This is a genomic window from Pseudomonas sp. MWU16-30316, assembly GCF_020515645.1.
In the GTDB taxonomy this organism is placed as follows: domain Bacteria; phylum Pseudomonadota; class Gammaproteobacteria; order Pseudomonadales; family Pseudomonadaceae; genus Aquipseudomonas; species Aquipseudomonas cerasi.
In genome coordinates this window covers 1,384,423-1,400,090 of the sequence record NZ_JAIZAZ010000001.1, presented here as the reverse complement: position 1 = coordinate 1,400,090, position 15,668 = coordinate 1,384,423, and the positions used below count along the sequence as shown (strand labels likewise).

Annotated in this window: 15 protein-coding genes; 9 read left to right on the top strand and 6 right to left on the bottom strand. The window is 60.6% G+C overall.

Annotation, left to right across the window (positions count from 1 at the left end; genetic code table 11):
* The first annotated feature begins 3 nt into the window (after window positions 1-3).
* Window positions 4-1,419 carry a lipid II flippase MurJ gene (locus LCH65_RS06485; protein ID WP_058416946.1) on the top strand — a complete coding sequence of 472 codons (1,416 nt, stop codon included), beginning with the start codon at window positions 4-6 and terminating at the stop codon, window positions 1,417-1,419.
* Here LCH65_RS06485 and LCH65_RS06480 read toward each other — a convergent pair.
* The gene (locus LCH65_RS06480; protein ID WP_058416945.1) at window positions 1,353-2,306 is read right to left on the bottom strand and encodes a LysR family transcriptional regulator; all 954 of its coding nucleotides are present in this window, start codon (window positions 2,304-2,306) and stop codon (window positions 1,353-1,355) included. The two genes, LCH65_RS06485 and LCH65_RS06480, sit on opposite strands and share 67 nt — an antisense overlap.
* Window positions 2,307-2,434: 128 nt before the next feature.
* Here LCH65_RS06480 and LCH65_RS06475 point away from each other — a divergent pair, with 128 nt between their 5' ends.
* From LCH65_RS06475 to LCH65_RS06450, 6 genes are all read left to right on the top strand, one after another.
* Entirely contained in the window at window positions 2,435-3,595 is a 1,161-nt protein-coding gene (locus LCH65_RS06475) for a TDT family transporter (RefSeq protein ID WP_060707999.1), read from the top strand.
* A gap of 65 nt (window positions 3,596-3,660) precedes the next feature.
* On the top strand, window positions 3,661-4,593 hold the full coding sequence (locus LCH65_RS06470) for a hypothetical protein (protein ID WP_072366926.1): 933 nt from the start codon (window positions 3,661-3,663) through the stop codon (window positions 4,591-4,593).
* Between the two features lie 68 nt (window positions 4,594-4,661).
* Entirely contained in the window at window positions 4,662-5,006 is a 345-nt protein-coding gene (locus LCH65_RS06465; protein ID WP_128775306.1) for a hypothetical protein, read from the top strand.
* 514 nt (window positions 5,007-5,520) lie between these two features.
* On the top strand, window positions 5,521-6,738 hold the full coding sequence (locus LCH65_RS06460; protein ID WP_226439239.1) for an aldose 1-epimerase family protein: 1,218 nt from the start codon (window positions 5,521-5,523) through the stop codon (window positions 6,736-6,738).
* 165 nt (window positions 6,739-6,903) lie between these two features.
* The gene (locus tag LCH65_RS06455; protein ID WP_002554135.1) at window positions 6,904-7,581 is read left to right on the top strand and encodes a type 1 glutamine amidotransferase domain-containing protein; all 678 of its coding nucleotides are present in this window, start codon (window positions 6,904-6,906) and stop codon (window positions 7,579-7,581) included.
* Window positions 7,582-7,707: 126 nt separating this feature from the next.
* Window positions 7,708-7,857, top strand: a complete 150-nt coding sequence (locus tag LCH65_RS06450) for a hypothetical protein (protein WP_002554136.1) — start codon at window positions 7,708-7,710, stop codon at window positions 7,855-7,857.
* 7 nt (window positions 7,858-7,864) lie between these two features.
* Here LCH65_RS06450 and LCH65_RS06445 read toward each other — a convergent pair whose 3' ends face one another.
* The 3 genes from LCH65_RS06445 to LCH65_RS06435 form a co-directional block, all read right to left on the bottom strand.
* A complete protein-coding gene (locus tag LCH65_RS06445; protein WP_060708930.1) occupies window positions 7,865-8,800 on the bottom strand; it encodes a LysR family transcriptional regulator in 936 nt (311 codons plus the stop codon).
* A gap of 77 nt (window positions 8,801-8,877) precedes the next feature.
* Window positions 8,878-10,095, bottom strand: coding sequence for a cyanate transporter (locus LCH65_RS06440; protein ID WP_096120282.1), 1,218 nt, complete (start codon window positions 10,093-10,095; stop codon window positions 8,878-8,880).
* Window positions 10,096-10,208: 113 nt separating this feature from the next.
* Window positions 10,209-11,300 carry an MBL fold metallo-hydrolase gene (locus LCH65_RS06435; RefSeq protein ID WP_024662288.1) on the bottom strand — a complete coding sequence of 364 codons (1,092 nt, stop codon included), beginning with the start codon at window positions 11,298-11,300 and terminating at the stop codon, window positions 10,209-10,211.
* Between the two features lie 194 nt (window positions 11,301-11,494).
* Between LCH65_RS06435 and LCH65_RS06430 the strand changes: the two genes are divergently transcribed.
* Window positions 11,495-12,109: a TetR/AcrR family transcriptional regulator gene (locus LCH65_RS06430; RefSeq protein WP_003370440.1), complete on the top strand. Its 615-nt coding sequence runs from the start codon at window positions 11,495-11,497 to the stop codon at window positions 12,107-12,109.
* 26 nt (window positions 12,110-12,135) lie between these two features.
* Here the strand turns inward: LCH65_RS06430 and fahA are convergent, their stop codons facing one another.
* Together fahA and hmgA are read right to left on the bottom strand one after the other, a co-directional pair.
* Window positions 12,136-13,431, bottom strand: coding sequence for a fumarylacetoacetase (gene fahA / locus LCH65_RS06425; protein WP_226439238.1), 1,296 nt, complete (start codon window positions 13,429-13,431; stop codon window positions 12,136-12,138).
* Entirely contained in the window at window positions 13,431-14,735 is a 1,305-nt protein-coding gene (gene hmgA / locus LCH65_RS06420) for a homogentisate 1,2-dioxygenase (RefSeq protein WP_024662290.1), read from the bottom strand. Before hmgA ends, fahA begins: the two co-directional genes overlap by 1 nt.
* Before the next feature lie 140 nt (window positions 14,736-14,875).
* On the opposite strand from hmgA, the gene LCH65_RS06415 reads away from it, so the two are divergent.
* The gene (locus LCH65_RS06415; RefSeq protein ID WP_024662291.1) at window positions 14,876-15,667 is read left to right on the top strand and encodes an IclR family transcriptional regulator; all 792 of its coding nucleotides are present in this window, start codon (window positions 14,876-14,878) and stop codon (window positions 15,665-15,667) included.
* Window position 15,668: the final 1 nt, after the last annotated feature.

Below are 15,668 nucleotides of genomic sequence, written 5' to 3'. Positions count from 1 at the left end.
ACGATGCTGGGTTCGACACTGTGGCTGACACTGGCCACCCTTACTGGTCTGGCTGCCGGATTTGCCCGCGAATGGCTGCTGGTGGCGGCCTGGGGTGCCGGAGGTCAGAGCGACGCGTTTCTGGTTTCGATGTTCCTCCCCGAGGCGCTGCGCATGTCACTGGCCGCGGGCTTGCTCAGCGCCGCTGCCCTGCCCCTTTATCAGCAGCGCAGCGTTGAACGGCAACAGTGCTGGCTGGGAGGCATGGCACCGCGTCTGTTGCTGACCGGGCTGGCAGTGAGCGTCGTTCTGCTGTTGAGCGCAGAGGGACTGGTGCGGCTGATCGGTCCTGGGCTGGACGCCGATGGCTACACGCAGGCTGCCAGTGGCTTGCGCTGGCTGGCATGGTGCGCTCCGGGCTTCATGCTGCATGCGCTGTTTTGCGTACCGCTACAGGCTCGCTCGCGCTTCGTGCTGGCCGGGCTCGGCTCGCTGCTGTTCAACCTGCCGCCGGTCATTTACCTCGCCACGTTCAGCCATGCCTCGACATCGAGCGGGCTGGCCAGCGCGTGCGTATTGGGTAGCGTGCTGATGCCGGGTGTGCTGTTGCCCGCCTTGTATCGTTCGGGCTGGCGGCCCTGGCAGTGGCAATCGGAAGCGGGCGCAATGCGTGAGCTGTTACAGCGTATCGGCCCGCTGCTGAGCAGCAACCTGGCCAGCCAGGGGCTTGCCCTGCTGGAGCGCATGGTGGCTTCGCTGCTCGGCGAAGGCGCGGTGACCTGGGTCAACCTGGCGCGCAAACTGATCAACCTGCCGTTGATTGCCTTGATGAGCCTGAATCAGGTGCTGCTCGGCCTGATGAGCGGCAGTGCCGGCGATCAGCGCCTGTCGTTGCTCAAGCGCGGGCTGGGCAGCGCGACCTTGCTGACCTTGCCGGCAGTGGCCGGCCTGATCGGTGCAGCCGGGGCGCTGGTGGCCCTGCTGCTGCCCAACCAGACCCAGGGCGGGCCGCTGCCGGAACTGCTCGCCTGGTTTGCCGTGCCGCTGATGTTCGGTGCCTGGAATGCCTTGCTGGCGCGTTATGCCTACGCCGCTGGCGACACGCGCCTGCCGCTCAACTGCGAGCTAGTGGGCAGCCTGTGCAATGCACTGCTGCTCGGCGCACTGCCCTTTGCCTTCGGCCTGACCGGCATTGCCCTCGCCGCGCTGGGCGGCGCGCTGGTCACCGGCGTGCTGCTGATGCGTCGCCAGTCGTTGCTGCATGTCTTGCCGTGGCGCAGCCACTGGTTACTGGCCAGCCTGCTGATGGCTATCGCCGCCCTGTTGCTGCATCCATTGCACGACACCTGGCTGCAACTGGGCCTGAGCTGTGTTTACGGCGCGCTGCTGCTGGTCGGGCTGGCGTTGTGGCTCAAGCCATGGCGCAACGTGTCAGCCTGATCGGCAGCCTGGCGGCAGGCCTCCCTGAAGCGCTCCAGGCTCGGCGAGATGAACTTGTCGCGATGCCTGATCATGAAGAACCGGCGATTGAGCGGCGGCAACGGGCTGGCGAGCGTGCGCAACTGCCCGCTCGCCAGCAGGTCGGCGACCACACGACGGGACAGGCAACTGATGCCAATGCCTTGCGCGAGGGTGCGCATGATCGCTTCCGAACTGCCTACCTGACGCATGTCCTGCAAGTCGTGCAAATGCCTGAGCAGCAAGTGTTCGACCTCTTCGCGCGTCCCCGAACCCTGCTCACGCAGCAGCCACTCCGCGCCCTGCAGATCGCCCAGTGACACGTATTCCTGCCCGGCCAGCGGATGGGCGCAGCCGGCGACGATGACCATTTCATCGACCAGCCACGGCTCGGCGATCAACTCCGGCAGATGACAGGGTGCCTCGATGAGCCCCATGTCTATTTCAAACTGCGCAACCTTGCGCGCGATCAGCGCGCTGTTGCCGATGTCCACATCGATTCGCAGTTGAGGCGTCGAGCTGCGCAATGCTCCGACGATCTGTGGCACGACGTAATTGCCGATGGTGCTGCTACTGCCGATGCGCAGCCGAGCCTTCAACGCCGCGTCGGGCAATAGAAAGCTGTCCTCGATCTGCTGGGCGTTTTCCAGCATTTTCATGGCACGCGGCAGCAACGTCTGGCCGCTGTCATTCAGAACCAGGCGTTTGCCAACCCGGTCGAACAAACGCGTACCCAGCGCGCTTTCAAGCTCGTTTAATGCTGCGCTGGTGGCTGATTGGGACAGTGCTAGAGCGTTGCCTGCGCTGGTGGTGCTGCCACAGCGGGTGATCGCGCAAAAAATCTGTAATTGCCGCAGGTTGATTCTCAAGGCCGTCTCTCTCGCCGGGTAGACCTACCTGAAAAACAGGTAACAATGAGAGAGATTACCCGTTTAGAAGATTGACTGTCGATCCGTAGACTGATGGCACATCCCGAAATCACCCGCAGGAGACTGCCATGAGCAGACTCGCAATCCTCATCAAGGGCAACGCCCCCTTCACAGCGCTGAGCAGCCCGCTGGAGGCGATTCGGCAATTCACCCCCAACTGGTTCGCCGTGACCATGGGCACCGGCATTCTGTCGCTGGCGCTGGCGCAGCTGCCGGGTGGCCCTGCCCCGCTGCGTGCGTTGGGCGAAGCGCTGTGGTTCCTGAACATCGCCCTGTTCACGCTGTTCAGCGTGATGTACGCCAGCCGCTGGTTGCTGTTTTTCCATGAGGCGCGTCAGGTCTTCGGGCACTCCACCGTGTCGATGTTCTTCGGCACCATTCCCATGGGCCTGGCCACCCTCATCAACGGCCTGCTGGTATTCGGCCCGGCGCGCTGGGGCAGTGCCATTGTTCCGGTCGCCGAAGCCTTGTGGTGGCTGGACGTGGCGATGGCCCTGGCGTGTGGGGTGCTGATCCCTTTCATGATGTTCACCCGTCAGGAGCACAGCATCGAGAAGATGACTGCTGTCTGGCTGTTACCGGTGGTGGCGGCCGAAGTTGCAGCGGCCTGCGGGGGATCGCTGACAACGCATCTTGCGACCGCTGACTCGCAGTTCACCGTGCTGATCACCAGCTACGTACTGTGGGCCTACTCGGTGCCCGTGGCGTTGAGCATTCTGGTGATTCTGCTGTTGCGCCTGGCGTTGCACAAACTGCCCCACGAAAGCATGGCCGCCTCCAGCTGGCTGGCACTCGGGCCCATCGGTACAGGCGCACTGGGCATGCTGGTGATGGGCAGCGACGCCCCGGCCATCTTCGCCGCCCACGGCCTCGCATCCATCGGCACGGTAGCAGCAGGCATCGGTGTGGTGGTCGGTATGCTGTTCTGGGGGCTCGGTCTGTGGTGGATGGCGCTGGCCGTGCTGATTACGGCGCGCTACGTGAAACAGGGCATCGGCTTCAACCTGGGCTGGTGGGCGTTCACCTTCCCGCTCGGCGTGTATGCAGTGGCGACGCTCAAACTCGGCGCTACCCTGCATCTGGGCTTCTTCGATGTGTTTGGCACGTGGCTCGTTGCGCTGCTGGCACTGATGTGGTCGGTCGTGGCGGTACGTACTCTGGCCGGCGCCTACCGGGGTTACCTGTTCGTCTCGCCCTGCATCGCAGCACAAGGGTGCGTCCGCCGGTAAGTTTCCTTGAACTTACCTCGGCGGCGAGGCGCCTGAGAGGAATATCTTCATGACAGAGAGCCTCCATGCCCAACTCAGCCTTTTCCGCCAGCCACTTTTCCGGCAACCACGCCGCTCGCGATGAAAACATCGTCATCAACTCCTACACCACCGTGCTGCGCAAGACGGGTGTTCCCCATGAACTGTTCGCGACCTACTGGCGCGACGTTCATGGCCCGCTGTGCGCCAGGCTTGAGGGCCTGGGCTGGTACGTTCAGCATCACCTGACGCGCGAAAAGGACGGCCACCTTTGGCCAGTCATCGAAGGCGTTAAGGCATTACCGGGCTACGTGCTGGATGGTGGTGTGGAGATCGGCTTTCTGTCCGCCGATGCGCAGAAACAATTCAAGGATGCCAGCGCCCTGCTGTTCTCCGACGAGCAGAATATGTTCGAAGAAACCATCGCCTACGACGTACCGGATGGCTCCAGCACCCTGGTGGATCGCCTGCCTGACCCGATCCCCAACGAAACCGCCACACTGGACAAGATGCATCTGCACTTTCATCTCGCCAGCGATGATCTGCCCGCAGCCCGCAAAGCCATTGAGCAGCTCGCCCGTGACATGGCCGGTTCCGAGGCTGTGCTGAAACTGCGCCTGCACCTTGCGCAACCCTACGATAACGCCAAGCCTGCGCCGCCTGCGCCGGACGTTAATCATGAGGTCGAAGAGTCGCGCCTGAATATCGTCATGATGGAGTTGGTGTTCGAATCGGCCTGGACGCGCAGAACCTATTACGCCAGCGAGCATTTCAAGACGATCACCCAAGGCATCAGCCAGCATGTTCGCTACATCACGCCGTTCGGTGTCAGCGGCGTCTACACCTACGTGCGCGATGCGCTGATGACCACTGCTGGCGTGCGTGGCAGCAGGCAGGCCGAACTGATCCGTCAGTTGGGTGCGATCAACCAGACCCGGCCCGAGATCGAAAGCCTGTTTGGTGCGCCGTCGACGTTTTGAAGCGTCTGCTTTAACCGGCACGATTCGGAATCGTGCTTTACTCAGCAAAATGGATTTGAGTGACGCCTGTGAAAGCTCTGACGACTCGTGAGGTGTATCAGCAACTGCGGGATGCTGCGATGGGTACTCGGTCGCTGAAGCTTATCGGCACATCCTCCGGCTTCGGGCTGCAACAGGTCGAGATTGACGGCTGGTTGCTGACGCTGGAAGTCGCCGAGGGCAGCCCGACCCGCTGTCGGGCATGTCGCTGTCCGCTGGGTCGGGAAGGCTCGTTCGAAAGCTGGCTGCGCACTGATCCGGTGAGTTTGCTCAGCGGTTGGGAGCATGCGCAGATCGAGCGGTTGCTGGGTGAGGCGGCAGCCGAGCGGCTTGGGCTCGATCAGGTTCGGGGGCAGTCACCTGAATCTCGATGACCGGTGATTAACGTGCCTGGCTATACTCGGCGAGGCACCTCTCGTTCCTCATCGTCCGCGCTCATCGTTATACACAAATCTGCTTTTGATGCTGGCCGGAGGCCGTGGGAGCAAACTTGTTCACGAAGGAGGCTGTGGTATCAGGTGGATTCAGGTTCGACTCGGATTCTCGTTCCTCACGCTCCGCGTGGGAATGCAGTTCGTGACGCTCTGCGTCACACAGCAGTTTTTCTTTGTCAGGTGGATTGAGGTTTGACTCAGGTCACCTTTTCGCCCCTCGGCGACTCACTTTGAGGGACCAACGTGAGCAACGTCCCCGCTCCTGCTTGCGGCCCGACTTCGTTGGGTTCCTTCGCTCTGTCACTGACGTCACACTCTGCGTCGTCAGTGCCATCGTGGTTAAAAGCGCTGTGCCTGGACTCTGCCCATTGCTGAATCGTTTAACTCGGCGTTAAATAGCTGTTCAGACGGTATGCAACACCATAATTCCAATAATTACAGAAGGACCATCACCATGAAATCCCTTCCTCTGCTCGTAGGCCTCGGCGCTCTTACAGCCGCTTCCAGTGTGTTTGCCTGGGATTATGTGCTGCTCGACACCGACAAGGCTGCGCAGAATCAGCAGATCACCAGTCAGCAGCTGGGCGTCAAGACCGACAAGCCGTTCACTGTCACGATGCGTACGCTGCATGGCGGTCGTCAGGAAGGCGTGAGCATTATCGATATCGATAATGGCACGATGAAGCTGTCAGTCGTCCCGACCCGTGGCATGAACGTGCTGCAGGCATCAGTCGGCGATGTGCGCATGGGCTGGGATTCTCCGGTCAAGGACGTGGTCAATCCGGCCTTCATCGAGCTCAATGGCCGCGGCGGCCTGGGCTGGCTGGAAGGTTTCAACGAGTTAGTGACCCGCTGCGGCTATGAGTGGGTGGGCCACCCAGGCATGGACAACGGCGAGCTGCTGACCCTGCACGGCCGTGCGGCCAACATTCCGGCGAGCAAGGTGACACTGCAGATCGACGAAAAACCGCCCTACGCGATCCGTCTCAAGGGTGAATTGAAGGAGCAGGCGTTCAAGAAGGTCGACTTCTCGGTGCAGACCGAACTGGTCACGGAGCCAGGCAGCACGAGCTTTTCGCTCAACGATACGCTGACCAACAATGGCGACTATCCGAAAGAATACCAGGCGCTGTACCACAGCAACTTCAGCACGCCGTTCCTCGAACAGGGGGCGCGTTTCGAAGCGCCGGTCAAGCAGGTCTCGCCGTTCAATGAAAAAGCCAAGGGTGACCTGGACGACTGGCAGACCTACCGCGCACCGACGCCGGATTACGACGAGACGGTCTACAACATCGTGCCCTACGGCGATGCCAAGGGTGACACGCTGACCGTGCTGCACAACAAGGCTGGCAGCCTGGGCGTGTCGGTCGGTTTCAATACCAAGCAGTTGCCGGTGTTCTCGCTGTGGAAAAACACCGACACCAAAGGCCAGGGCTACGTCACCGGACTGGAACCGGGGACCAGCTTCTCCTACAACCGCCGCTTCCAGCGACCGCTGAATCTGGTGCCAACCATTGCGCCGAAAGAGCAACGCCAGTTCCAGATCAGCTACAGTCTGCTGGCTGACAAAGGTGCTGTCGACAAAGCCCTTGGGCAGGTCAAGCACATTCAGGACGGTCGCGAGACCGAAGTGCGCAAAGAACCGCTGGTGGATCTGACCAAGGAGCAATGATCCTCATCCGACGTTTTTAAACGCAGCGGTGAAACAGGGCCGGATGTCGACGCACGTCATTGTGTCGACATCCGGCCCTGCTCGTTTCGGTGGTAAAAAATTCTCACAACACTTGAGGTTTTTGCCTGTCTACACCCTCTCACCCCTTCGAAGACGAGCATGCACATGAAAATCCTGATGGTTTTGACATCCCATGACCAACTGGGCGACACCGGCAAGAAAACCGGTTTCTGGCTCGAAGAGTTCGTCGCGCCGTATTACGCGTTCAAAGAGGCCGGTGCCGACGTTACGCTGGTCTCTCCGAAAGGCGGTCAACCACCGCTGGACCCGAAAAGCGATGAGCCTGACGCTCAGACCGACGACACCAAGCGCTTCTCCAAAGATGCCGATGCGCAAAAAGCGCTCGCCAATACGGGCCTTCTGTCTGGCGTCAATGCGGCCGATTTCGATGCCGTGTTCTACCCGGGCGGTCACGGCCCGCTGTGGGACCTGGCTGAAGACAAGGACTCCATCGCGCTGATCGAGGCCTTTGCCAAGGCAGACAAGCCACACGGGATGGTCTGCCACGCACCTGGCGTATTGCGTCACGTAAAGTCGCCGGACGGCCAGCCGCTGGTCAAGGACCGCCGTGTCACAGGCTTCACCAACAGTGAAGAAGAAGCGGTCGGCCTGACCAATGTCGTGCCTTTTCTGGTCGAAGACACGCTCAAGCAACTGGGCGGTGACTATTCCAAGGGCGACGACTGGGGCGTCTACGTGTTGACCGATGGCAAGCTGGTAACTGGCCAGAACCCGGCCAGCTCTGCGCAGGCGGCCAAAGACTTGATCACTCTGTTGAGCTGATTGATGTGCGCGGTTCAGCGTCCGACGCTAACAGCACCGGGCAATGAACCGCGCGTCATTTAAATCGAATCTTGCACCCGCCACACTGACCAATAACCATACCCCCCGACAAAAAGGAATACGGTCATGGCAGATGAATCCAAACGCGAAGACCTCGATCACAAACCGGAAAACGCCGGCAAGGTGGGCGAGAAGAACAAACAGCTCAATCAGCAGGGCGAACAGGCCCGACCTGCCACCTCACCCGACCCGCAGAAAGACAAGTCAGGCAACTGACAACCCGTCAGAGCAAGCCGCGTTCGGCACACACCTTCACGACTTGTTCACGCAGCCAGCCGCTGGCTTCGTCTCGATCCGCCTGGGCGCTCCACAGCATGTCCAGGCTGAAGCCAGGCAGGTCAGGTGGCAGTTCGAATACGGAAATCCACGGTTCATTACCCAGCAGCGTCTGAATACGCCGTGGCAGAACCAGCATGAAATCGGTGCCTTCCAGCAATTGCAAGGCCGCCCGATAGCTGTTGGCCCGCGCGACAATGTTGCGCTCCAGACCCTGTCGCTGCAGCCAGCCATCCACCATGTTGGTGTCGGACGTCCACGGCGTCGGGTAGACATGACGATGCTGGACGAAGGTTTGAGTGTCGATCAGGGCGCTGAGCGGCGCGAACCTGGAGTCCATGACGCAAACCAGATCATCCTCCATCAACACCTGCGAAATCAGACTGTCCGGGACTCGGTGAAAGCCAGGCCCGAAGCACAGGGCGAGGTCAAAACGACCGTCGTTCAACTGCTCGGCAGGCAACTGCTTCTCAAGTTTTTGCACATTGACCGTCACAGAGAAACCAGCGGCAGCGAAGTCACGCATCAAATGCGGCAATACCAGCAGCTCGAAATACTCCGGCGCACAGACCGTGAAGGTCGTTTGTGTGCGAGTCGGGTCGAACAGATCCAGGCCGTCATGGCACAGATTGACCGAGCGGAGAATCTGCTGCACATGGTCGTGCATGGCCAATGCCTTGCGGGTCGGGCGCATGCCGTTGCGGGTGCAGATGAAAAGGTCGTCCTCGAAGTTCGCCCGCAGCTTTTTCAGGCAGTAACTGACCGTCGACTGGCTGACATGCAACGCTTCCGCGACCAGGGTCAGGTTGCGCTGCTCATACACCGAGACAAAGACCATCAGGTCCTGCATGTCCAGCTTTCTCAGAGCATTACTGTTAAGCATCAAGGTATCTCGCTGGCGCTGTGACCAGGCGGTCAGGTCAACGCGCACAAGATAGCATCAAAATGCGATCATGCCGCCTATCTGCCAGTGATGACAGGTTCGTCGAGTGCGTCGCGCAGATGATCAGCATAACGCCGGGGGTCGAGTCGCACCACCATCAACAGCATGACCGCGACCAACGCCATCAGTGAACACCATGCACCCGCAAAGCTGCCCGTCAGGTCACGAATCACTCCGGCAAGCAGCGGCGACAGGCTGGCGATCAGATAACCCACGCCTTGCACGAATGCCGTCAGGCTGCCCGCCTGCTGTGGGTCATCGAAATGATCCATGGACACGATCAGGCTCATCGGAAAAAGACCGCCAATCCCCAATCCCAGCAGGCATGCCCACAGCAGTCCCAACTGCTGCGGCATCAGAATCAGCCCGGCAAAGCCGGTCATCATCAACAGCAGCAGCACAACCAGCGCCACGCGCTTATCGCGACTGCGGTTGGCCAGCACCGGCACCAGCAGACCCGATACGACCTCCATCAGGGTCAGAAAACCCAGCAGCAGCCCTGCACTCTGCTCACTCCAGCCGTTCTCCAAATAATACGGGGCCAGCCAGGCCAACACGCAGGTATAGGACGCAGTGCCGAGGCCGAAGAAAACCCCCAGCATCCAGGCCCGAGGCGTGTGGAAGAAAGTCTGCCGGAGCCCTGCAGTGGTTGACGCATCGGAGCGCAATACGCGCCGCTGGGCAAACCAGAAGCACATTGCCAGAAGAGCCAGTAGTGACCAGACCGCCAGGCCGAAGCGCCAACTGCCACTGCTACCCATCACCACGGGGCTGAATGAAGCGGCCAGCGCGGCCCCGCCCATGATCGCAGTCACATACAAGCCCATGCACAAGGAGACATTGGCTTTGAAGCGCGATTTGATCAACGCGGGCATCAGCGCCTGAATCAAGGCAATACCCAGCCCCGCCAACACAGCGCTGAAAATCAGTTCGGCAGCAGAATCCAGAAACAGACGCGCCAGGGTTGCCAGACCGATAAGCGCCAGTGAAAGCATGATGCTGCGATACGACCCCAGGTAGCGAGCGATGCCCATGCCGAAAAACATTGCCAGTCCCATGGCCATGACCGGCAGCATGGTCAGCAACGACGCCGTCCCGAAACCCAGTGGGACGTCCAGCCGAATCGCCACCAACAATGGACCGACAGCGGCCATCGACGGACGCAAGTTGAGCGCCACCAGTATGACACTGATCATTAACCCCATATTCTGAACCACCGAGCCACGCATCTGCATACCTTCACCCTCCCTGTCGAGGGTCACGATTAGGCCGGGCGTGTGCTCAGGTGACAAATCAAAATCTGGGCCCTGCTATTTAAAAATCAGTTCATCGTTACCAGAGTTGGTTTTCAGGCGTTCTGACGACGGCAGTTGCAGGGTTCTGCGCCCTCCGTCTGTGCGGTTTCAGACTCAACCACCTCATCCACGCCCAACCACCAGGTCAGACCCCGACACGGGTACTGCACATAAAACGGCTGGCCCATCATCGGCGTGGTGATCGAGACATTCTGCTCCCAGGCCAGGGCCAGAATGCGATCGAACGGCTCGTGCCAGGCATGCATCGACAGGTCGAAGGTGCCGTTGTGGATCGGCAGCAACCAGCGACCGCGCAGGTCCAGATGCGCCTGCAGCGTCTGCTCGGGCTGCATGTGCACATCAGGCCACTCGACGTTGTAGGCGCCGGTTTCCATCAGGGTCAGGTCAAACGGCCCATATTGCTCGCCGATGGTCTTGAAGCCATCGAAGTAACCGCTGTCGCCACTGAAGAAAATCCGCTGATCGCTATCGATCATCACCCAGGACGCCCACAGCGTGCGGTTGCTGTCGAGCAGCGTACGCCCCGAGAAATGCTGCGAAGGCGTGGCGACGAACTCGATGCCCGCCACTTCGGTGGACTGCCACCAGTCCAGCTGACGCACCTTGTGCGCAGGCACGCCCCATTCGATCAACGTATCACCCACGCCAAGCGGTGCCAGAAAGTGCTCGGTCTTGTCGGTCAGCGCCTTGATAGCCATACGATCAAGGTGGTCGTAATGGTTGTGCGAAAGAATCACCGCCTTGATCGGCGGCAACTCTTCGAGGCTGATCGGCGGCTGATGAAAGCGCTGCGGGCCCGCCCACTGCACGGGCGAGGCACGTTCGGCAAACACGGGGTCGGTAAGCCAGAACTGATCGCGCAGTTTGAGCAGAACGGTCGAATGCCCCAGGCGATACACCGTGTTGTTCGGTGCCGCCAGCAATTGCTGACGCGACAGCGGCTGTACCGGAATTTCGCCTGCCGGACGTGTGTCCTTGGGTTTGTTGAACGCCTGATCCCAGAAAATACCGAGCGTGCGAAGCAGACTCGACGGCTTCATGGTGGCGTGATTGCGGTATCGCCCTTCGTGACGGGACAAGACAGGCAGTGTAGAAGAGTCCTTTTTCTGATGTGTCGAGGCCATGGTTCGCTGACTCCTGGGGGCAGGTTGAGGCTCCAGCCGTGCATACTTCGTACGTGATCCTGTTGCAGGATGTCCGAGGGAAAATATGTAACAGTGTTTTACACTACACGGTGTAGTTTTAAGCTTGCATGATCCTCGGTGACAAGTAAACTGCTGAGTGTAATTTTCTCTAAACGCACGTTTGAAGCGAACCTATGACCGAACCCATGCGCCTCACCGATCAGAAACGCGAATCCATCGTCCAGGCGGCTATCGCCGAATTCGGCGATCGTGGCTTCGAGATCACCAGCATGGACCGGATCGCCGCGCGGGCCGAGGTTTCCAAACGTACGGTGTATAACCACTTCCCCAGCAAGGAAGAACTGTTCGCCGAGATGCTGCAGCGCCTCTGGAGCTGCGCCCCGCCGCAGGCCGAAGTGGTTTTTCATCCGCAAATCGGCTTGCGCGAGCAGTTACGGGAATTGCTCTGGGGCAAGATGCGCAACCTGACCAACAGCCATTTTCTCGACCTGGCCCGCGTGGTGGTCGGCGCGACCATTCACTCCCCCGAGCGGGCTCAGGTGTGGATGGCGCGTATCAATGAGCGAGAAGAAACCTTCAGTGCCTGGATTCGCGCCGCGCAGAAAGACGGCCGTCTGAAACCGGTCGACCCGGCCTTTGCCGCGACGCAGATGCATGCATTGCTCAAGTCGTTCGCGTTCTGGCCGCAGGTAACGTTCAGTGCGGCCTTGCTTACCCCCGAGGAGCAGCACACGGTGGTCGAATCGACGCTGGACATGTTTCTTGGCTGGTACGAAATAACCCGCTGACGTTGCAGGAGCCGAGCACGGTATTCTCAGTCGAGCACAACGCCCCGGCACTCACCAAAGCCAATCGAGGCATACCCGTCGCGATGACAACGGGCACGCAGAATCACCTCGTCGCCACTTTGCAGGAACATCCGTACTTCGCCGTTGGGTAGGCTCACCGGTTGTTTGCCGCCGGCGGTCATCTCCAGCAGGCTGCCGTACTGACCTTCTCCGGGACCGGACAACGTACCGGTGCCGAGCAGGTCACCCGGCTGCAACCTGCAGCCGTTGACGCTGTGATGCGCGACCATCTGCGCCACTGTCCAGTACATGTTCAGCGAGTTGCTCAGACCCAGCCGGTGAGGCGCCAGCCCGTCGGCTTTCATCCGTGCAGTCAGCAGCAGCACTTCCAGCTCGATATCCAGCGCCCCACCCTGCTGATCGTGGTCATCCAGCAGATAGGCCAACGGTTGCGGATCGCCGTCCGGACGCGGCGGTTGGGCGCGACGAAACGGTTCAAGGGCTTCGGCAGTCACCACCCAGGGCGAAATCGTGGTGGCGAAGCTCTTCGACAGAAATGGCCCCAGTGGCTGGTATTCCCATGCCTGTATGTCACGCGCCGACCAGTCGTTGAGCAGGCAGAACCCGGCAATGTGCTCGGCGGCCCGATCGATCCCGATGGCCTCGCCCTGGACATTTCCCGGCCCGATCCAGACCCCTAGTTCCAGTTCGTAATCGAGGCGTTGGCAGGGACCGAAAACGGGCGACTCCTGACCTGCCGCCAGGGTTTGTCCGCTGGGGCGCCGCACAGCAGTACCCGAGGGACACAAGGTCGACGCTCTGCCGTGATAGCCGATCGGCACGTATTTGTAGTTGGGCAGCAGCGGGTTGTCCGGGCGGAACAGCTTGCCGACATTCAGCGCATGATGAATACCGACGTAGAAGTCCGAGTAATCACCTACCCGAGCGGGCATGTGCAACGTGCACTCGCTCATCGGCAGCAACAAACCGGCCATACCCTGCAGCCTGTCGCGCTGCGGGCTGTCTTCATCGAGCAACTGCAACAAGGCGGTGCGCAATGCCTGGCGCGCTGCGGCACCCAGCGCAAGAAAATCATTGAGCTGGTCGCGGCTGGCAACGTCAGCAACGTCGGCGGCCTGTCCCTGAAACACCCCGGATTCTGTTGCCGCGTGCAGATCGAAAATCCTGTCGCCTATCGCCACTCCGCCACGCGGGCCGGTCTGGCCGTGACTGAACACGCCCAATGGCAGGTTCTGCAAAGGGAAATCGGCATGCCTGTTGGCAGATTCGACCCAGCTACGACGCTTGAACGCGGTATTCATCAGCGTGGCTCCCTGGTAAACGTTCTGGCCATGTCCTTCCAGCAGGCATCGTAATCGGTTTGCAGTTGCGGGCAGTCGAGCGCGTGACGACTGGGGCGCAAGACCTTGCCGGTCTCGAACATGAAGGCCATGGTGTTGTCGATCCTGTGCGGTTTCAGCTCGGCGGCAATAGCCTTTTCGGCGGTGACATTATCGGGGCCGTGCGCGCTCATGCAGTTGTGCAGCGAAGCGCCACCGGGCATGAAGCCTTCGGCCTTGGCATCGTACGCGCCGTCGATCAGGCCCATGAACTCGTTCATCAGGTTTCGGTGGAACCACGGCGGGCGGAAGGTGTTTTCCGCCACCATCCAGCGCGGCGGAAAGATCACGAAATCGATATTGGCCTGGCCGTGAATAGCCCCCGGTGAGGTCAGCACGGTGAAAATCGACGGGTCCGGATGATCGTAGCTGACCGTACCGAGGGTGTTGAAACGCCGCAGATCATACTTGTACGGAACGTTATTGCCGTGCCAGCCCACCACGTCAAACGGTGAGTGCTCCAGTTGCGTCGACCACAGCTCACCGAGGAACTTCTGCACCAGTTGCATTGGCTGGCGACTGTCTTCGAACCAGGCGACCGGGGTCAGAAAATCACGTGCGTTGGCCAGCCCGTTGCTGCCGATCGGACCCAGTTCCGGGAGGCGCAGGGCGCAGCCGTGATTCTCGCAGAGGTATCCGCGGGCGCTGCTATCGAGCAGGTGCACGCTGAACTTCAAACCTCGCGGCAGGACGGCGATTTCCAGGGGTTCGATGTCCAGCAGGCCCAATTCGGTGACGACTCTGAGCCGGCCCTGCTGGGGCACCACCAGCCATTCGCCATCCGCGCTAAAGAAAGCTCGCTGCATGGAGATGTTGGCGGTGTACAGGTAAACGCTGACGCCCTCGGCCTGCTCCGCCGCCGAGGTGCTGGCGAGAGGGATGAGGCCGTCGATGAAATCGGTCGGCTCTTTCGGGATATCGAAGGCATTCCAGCGCAACCGGTTGGGGTTGATCGGCCCCTGCTCCCGACCGGCGATCTGCAGATCCATGCGCTGGTAACGCGGATGGGCTGCCGATGGGCTGATCCGATACAGCCAGGTACGTCGGGCTTCGCTGCGCGCAACCGTGAAAGCGGTGCCCGAGAACTGCTCGGCATACAGGCCCAGCGGATGCTTCTGCGGCGAGTTCTGACCAATCGGCAAGGCACCAGGCAGCGCCTCGCTGCTGAACTGGTTGCCAAAGCCCGACTGATAAAGCAGTGCGTCGGAACTGGAGTGGATAGCCATCTGGACCTCTTGTTATTGTGGGGTCGGACACAGACACGAGGAAATATAATTTAACGTAAACAGATTACGCATAACGTAATTTGAGTTTGCCAGCCGGTCAAGCTATAAAGCTGCCTTTCCCGATCGGCGCACAGCATCCCATGACCCAGCAAACCGAAAGCCCCGCAGGCGGACGCCAGCAGAAGGTCCAGGCCGCCGAAGTCGGGCTGGGCGTGCTCAAGGCGCTCGCCGAACTCTCCCCTGCCACGTCTTTGTCGAGACTGGCCGAACACCTGGGCATGCCCGCCAGCAAGGTCCATCGTTATCTGCAGGCGCTGATTGCCAGTGGCTTTGCTGAACAGGATGCCGTCAACAATCACTATGGGCTGGGACGCGAGGCGTTGCAGGTAGGGCTGGCCTCGCTCGGCAAGCTGGATGTCCTGAAGGTATCCGCCCCCTGGCTGGCTGGCCTGCGCGACGAGTTGAATCAGACCTGTTTTCTGGCGGTATGGGGCAACAAGGGGCCGACCGTGGTGTATGTCGAGCCCTCGATGGGTGCGGTGACGCTGGTCACGCAGATCGGCTCGGTGCTGCCGCTGCTTGGCTCGTCCACCGGCCTGGTGTTCGACAGTTTTCTGAACGGGCGCGAAACCGCTGCGCTCCGCGAGCAGGAAGTGCCGTTGCTGAGCACCGGCCAGCTGCGTGAGGTCGAGCAGCATGTCGAGCAGATTCGTACCACCGGCGTGCACCAGATTCAGGGCCTGCTGATGCCGGGTATCAATGCAGCCTCGTCACCGCTGTTCGCCATGGGTGACAAGCTGGTGGGGGTGATCACCGTGGTCGGGCCGGGATCGATGTTGAACGACGAGACGCAGAATCTGGCGGCCAGGCGGCTTTTGCAAACGGCGCAGGCCATCAGCGAGCGTATGGGCGGTAGCCGTCCGTCAGACTGAC

Excerpts from the sequence above, each read along its gene's own strand:
- LCH65_RS06485 (WP_058416946.1), top strand. The coding sequence starts at position 4 with ATGCTGGGTTCGACACTGTGGCTGACACTGGCCACCCTTACTGGTCTG.
- LCH65_RS06475 (WP_060707999.1), top strand. The coding sequence starts at position 2,435 with ATGAGCAGACTCGCAATCCTCATCAAGGGCAACGCCCCCTTCACAGCG.
- LCH65_RS06470 (WP_072366926.1), top strand. The coding sequence starts at position 3,661 with ATGCCCAACTCAGCCTTTTCCGCCAGCCACTTTTCCGGCAACCACGCC.
- LCH65_RS06460 (WP_226439239.1), top strand. The coding sequence starts at position 5,521 with ATGAAATCCCTTCCTCTGCTCGTAGGCCTCGGCGCTCTTACAGCCGCT.
- LCH65_RS06455 (WP_002554135.1), top strand. The coding sequence starts at position 6,904 with ATGAAAATCCTGATGGTTTTGACATCCCATGACCAACTGGGCGACACC.
- LCH65_RS06450 (WP_002554136.1), top strand. The coding sequence starts at position 7,708 with ATGGCAGATGAATCCAAACGCGAAGACCTCGATCACAAACCGGAAAAC.
- LCH65_RS06445 (WP_060708930.1), bottom strand. The coding sequence starts at position 8,800 with ATGCTTAACAGTAATGCTCTGAGAAAGCTGGACATGCAGGACCTGATG.
- LCH65_RS06440 (WP_096120282.1), bottom strand. The coding sequence starts at position 10,095 with ATGCAGATGCGTGGCTCGGTGGTTCAGAATATGGGGTTAATGATCAGT.
- LCH65_RS06435 (WP_024662288.1), bottom strand. The coding sequence starts at position 11,300 with ATGGCCTCGACACATCAGAAAAAGGACTCTTCTACACTGCCTGTCTTG.
- LCH65_RS06430 (WP_003370440.1), top strand. The coding sequence starts at position 11,495 with ATGACCGAACCCATGCGCCTCACCGATCAGAAACGCGAATCCATCGTC.
- fahA (WP_226439238.1), bottom strand. The coding sequence starts at position 13,431 with ATGAATACCGCGTTCAAGCGTCGTAGCTGGGTCGAATCTGCCAACAGG.
- hmgA (WP_024662290.1), bottom strand. The coding sequence starts at position 14,735 with ATGGCTATCCACTCCAGTTCCGACGCACTGCTTTATCAGTCGGGCTTT.
- LCH65_RS06415 (WP_024662291.1), top strand. The coding sequence starts at position 14,876 with ATGACCCAGCAAACCGAAAGCCCCGCAGGCGGACGCCAGCAGAAGGTC.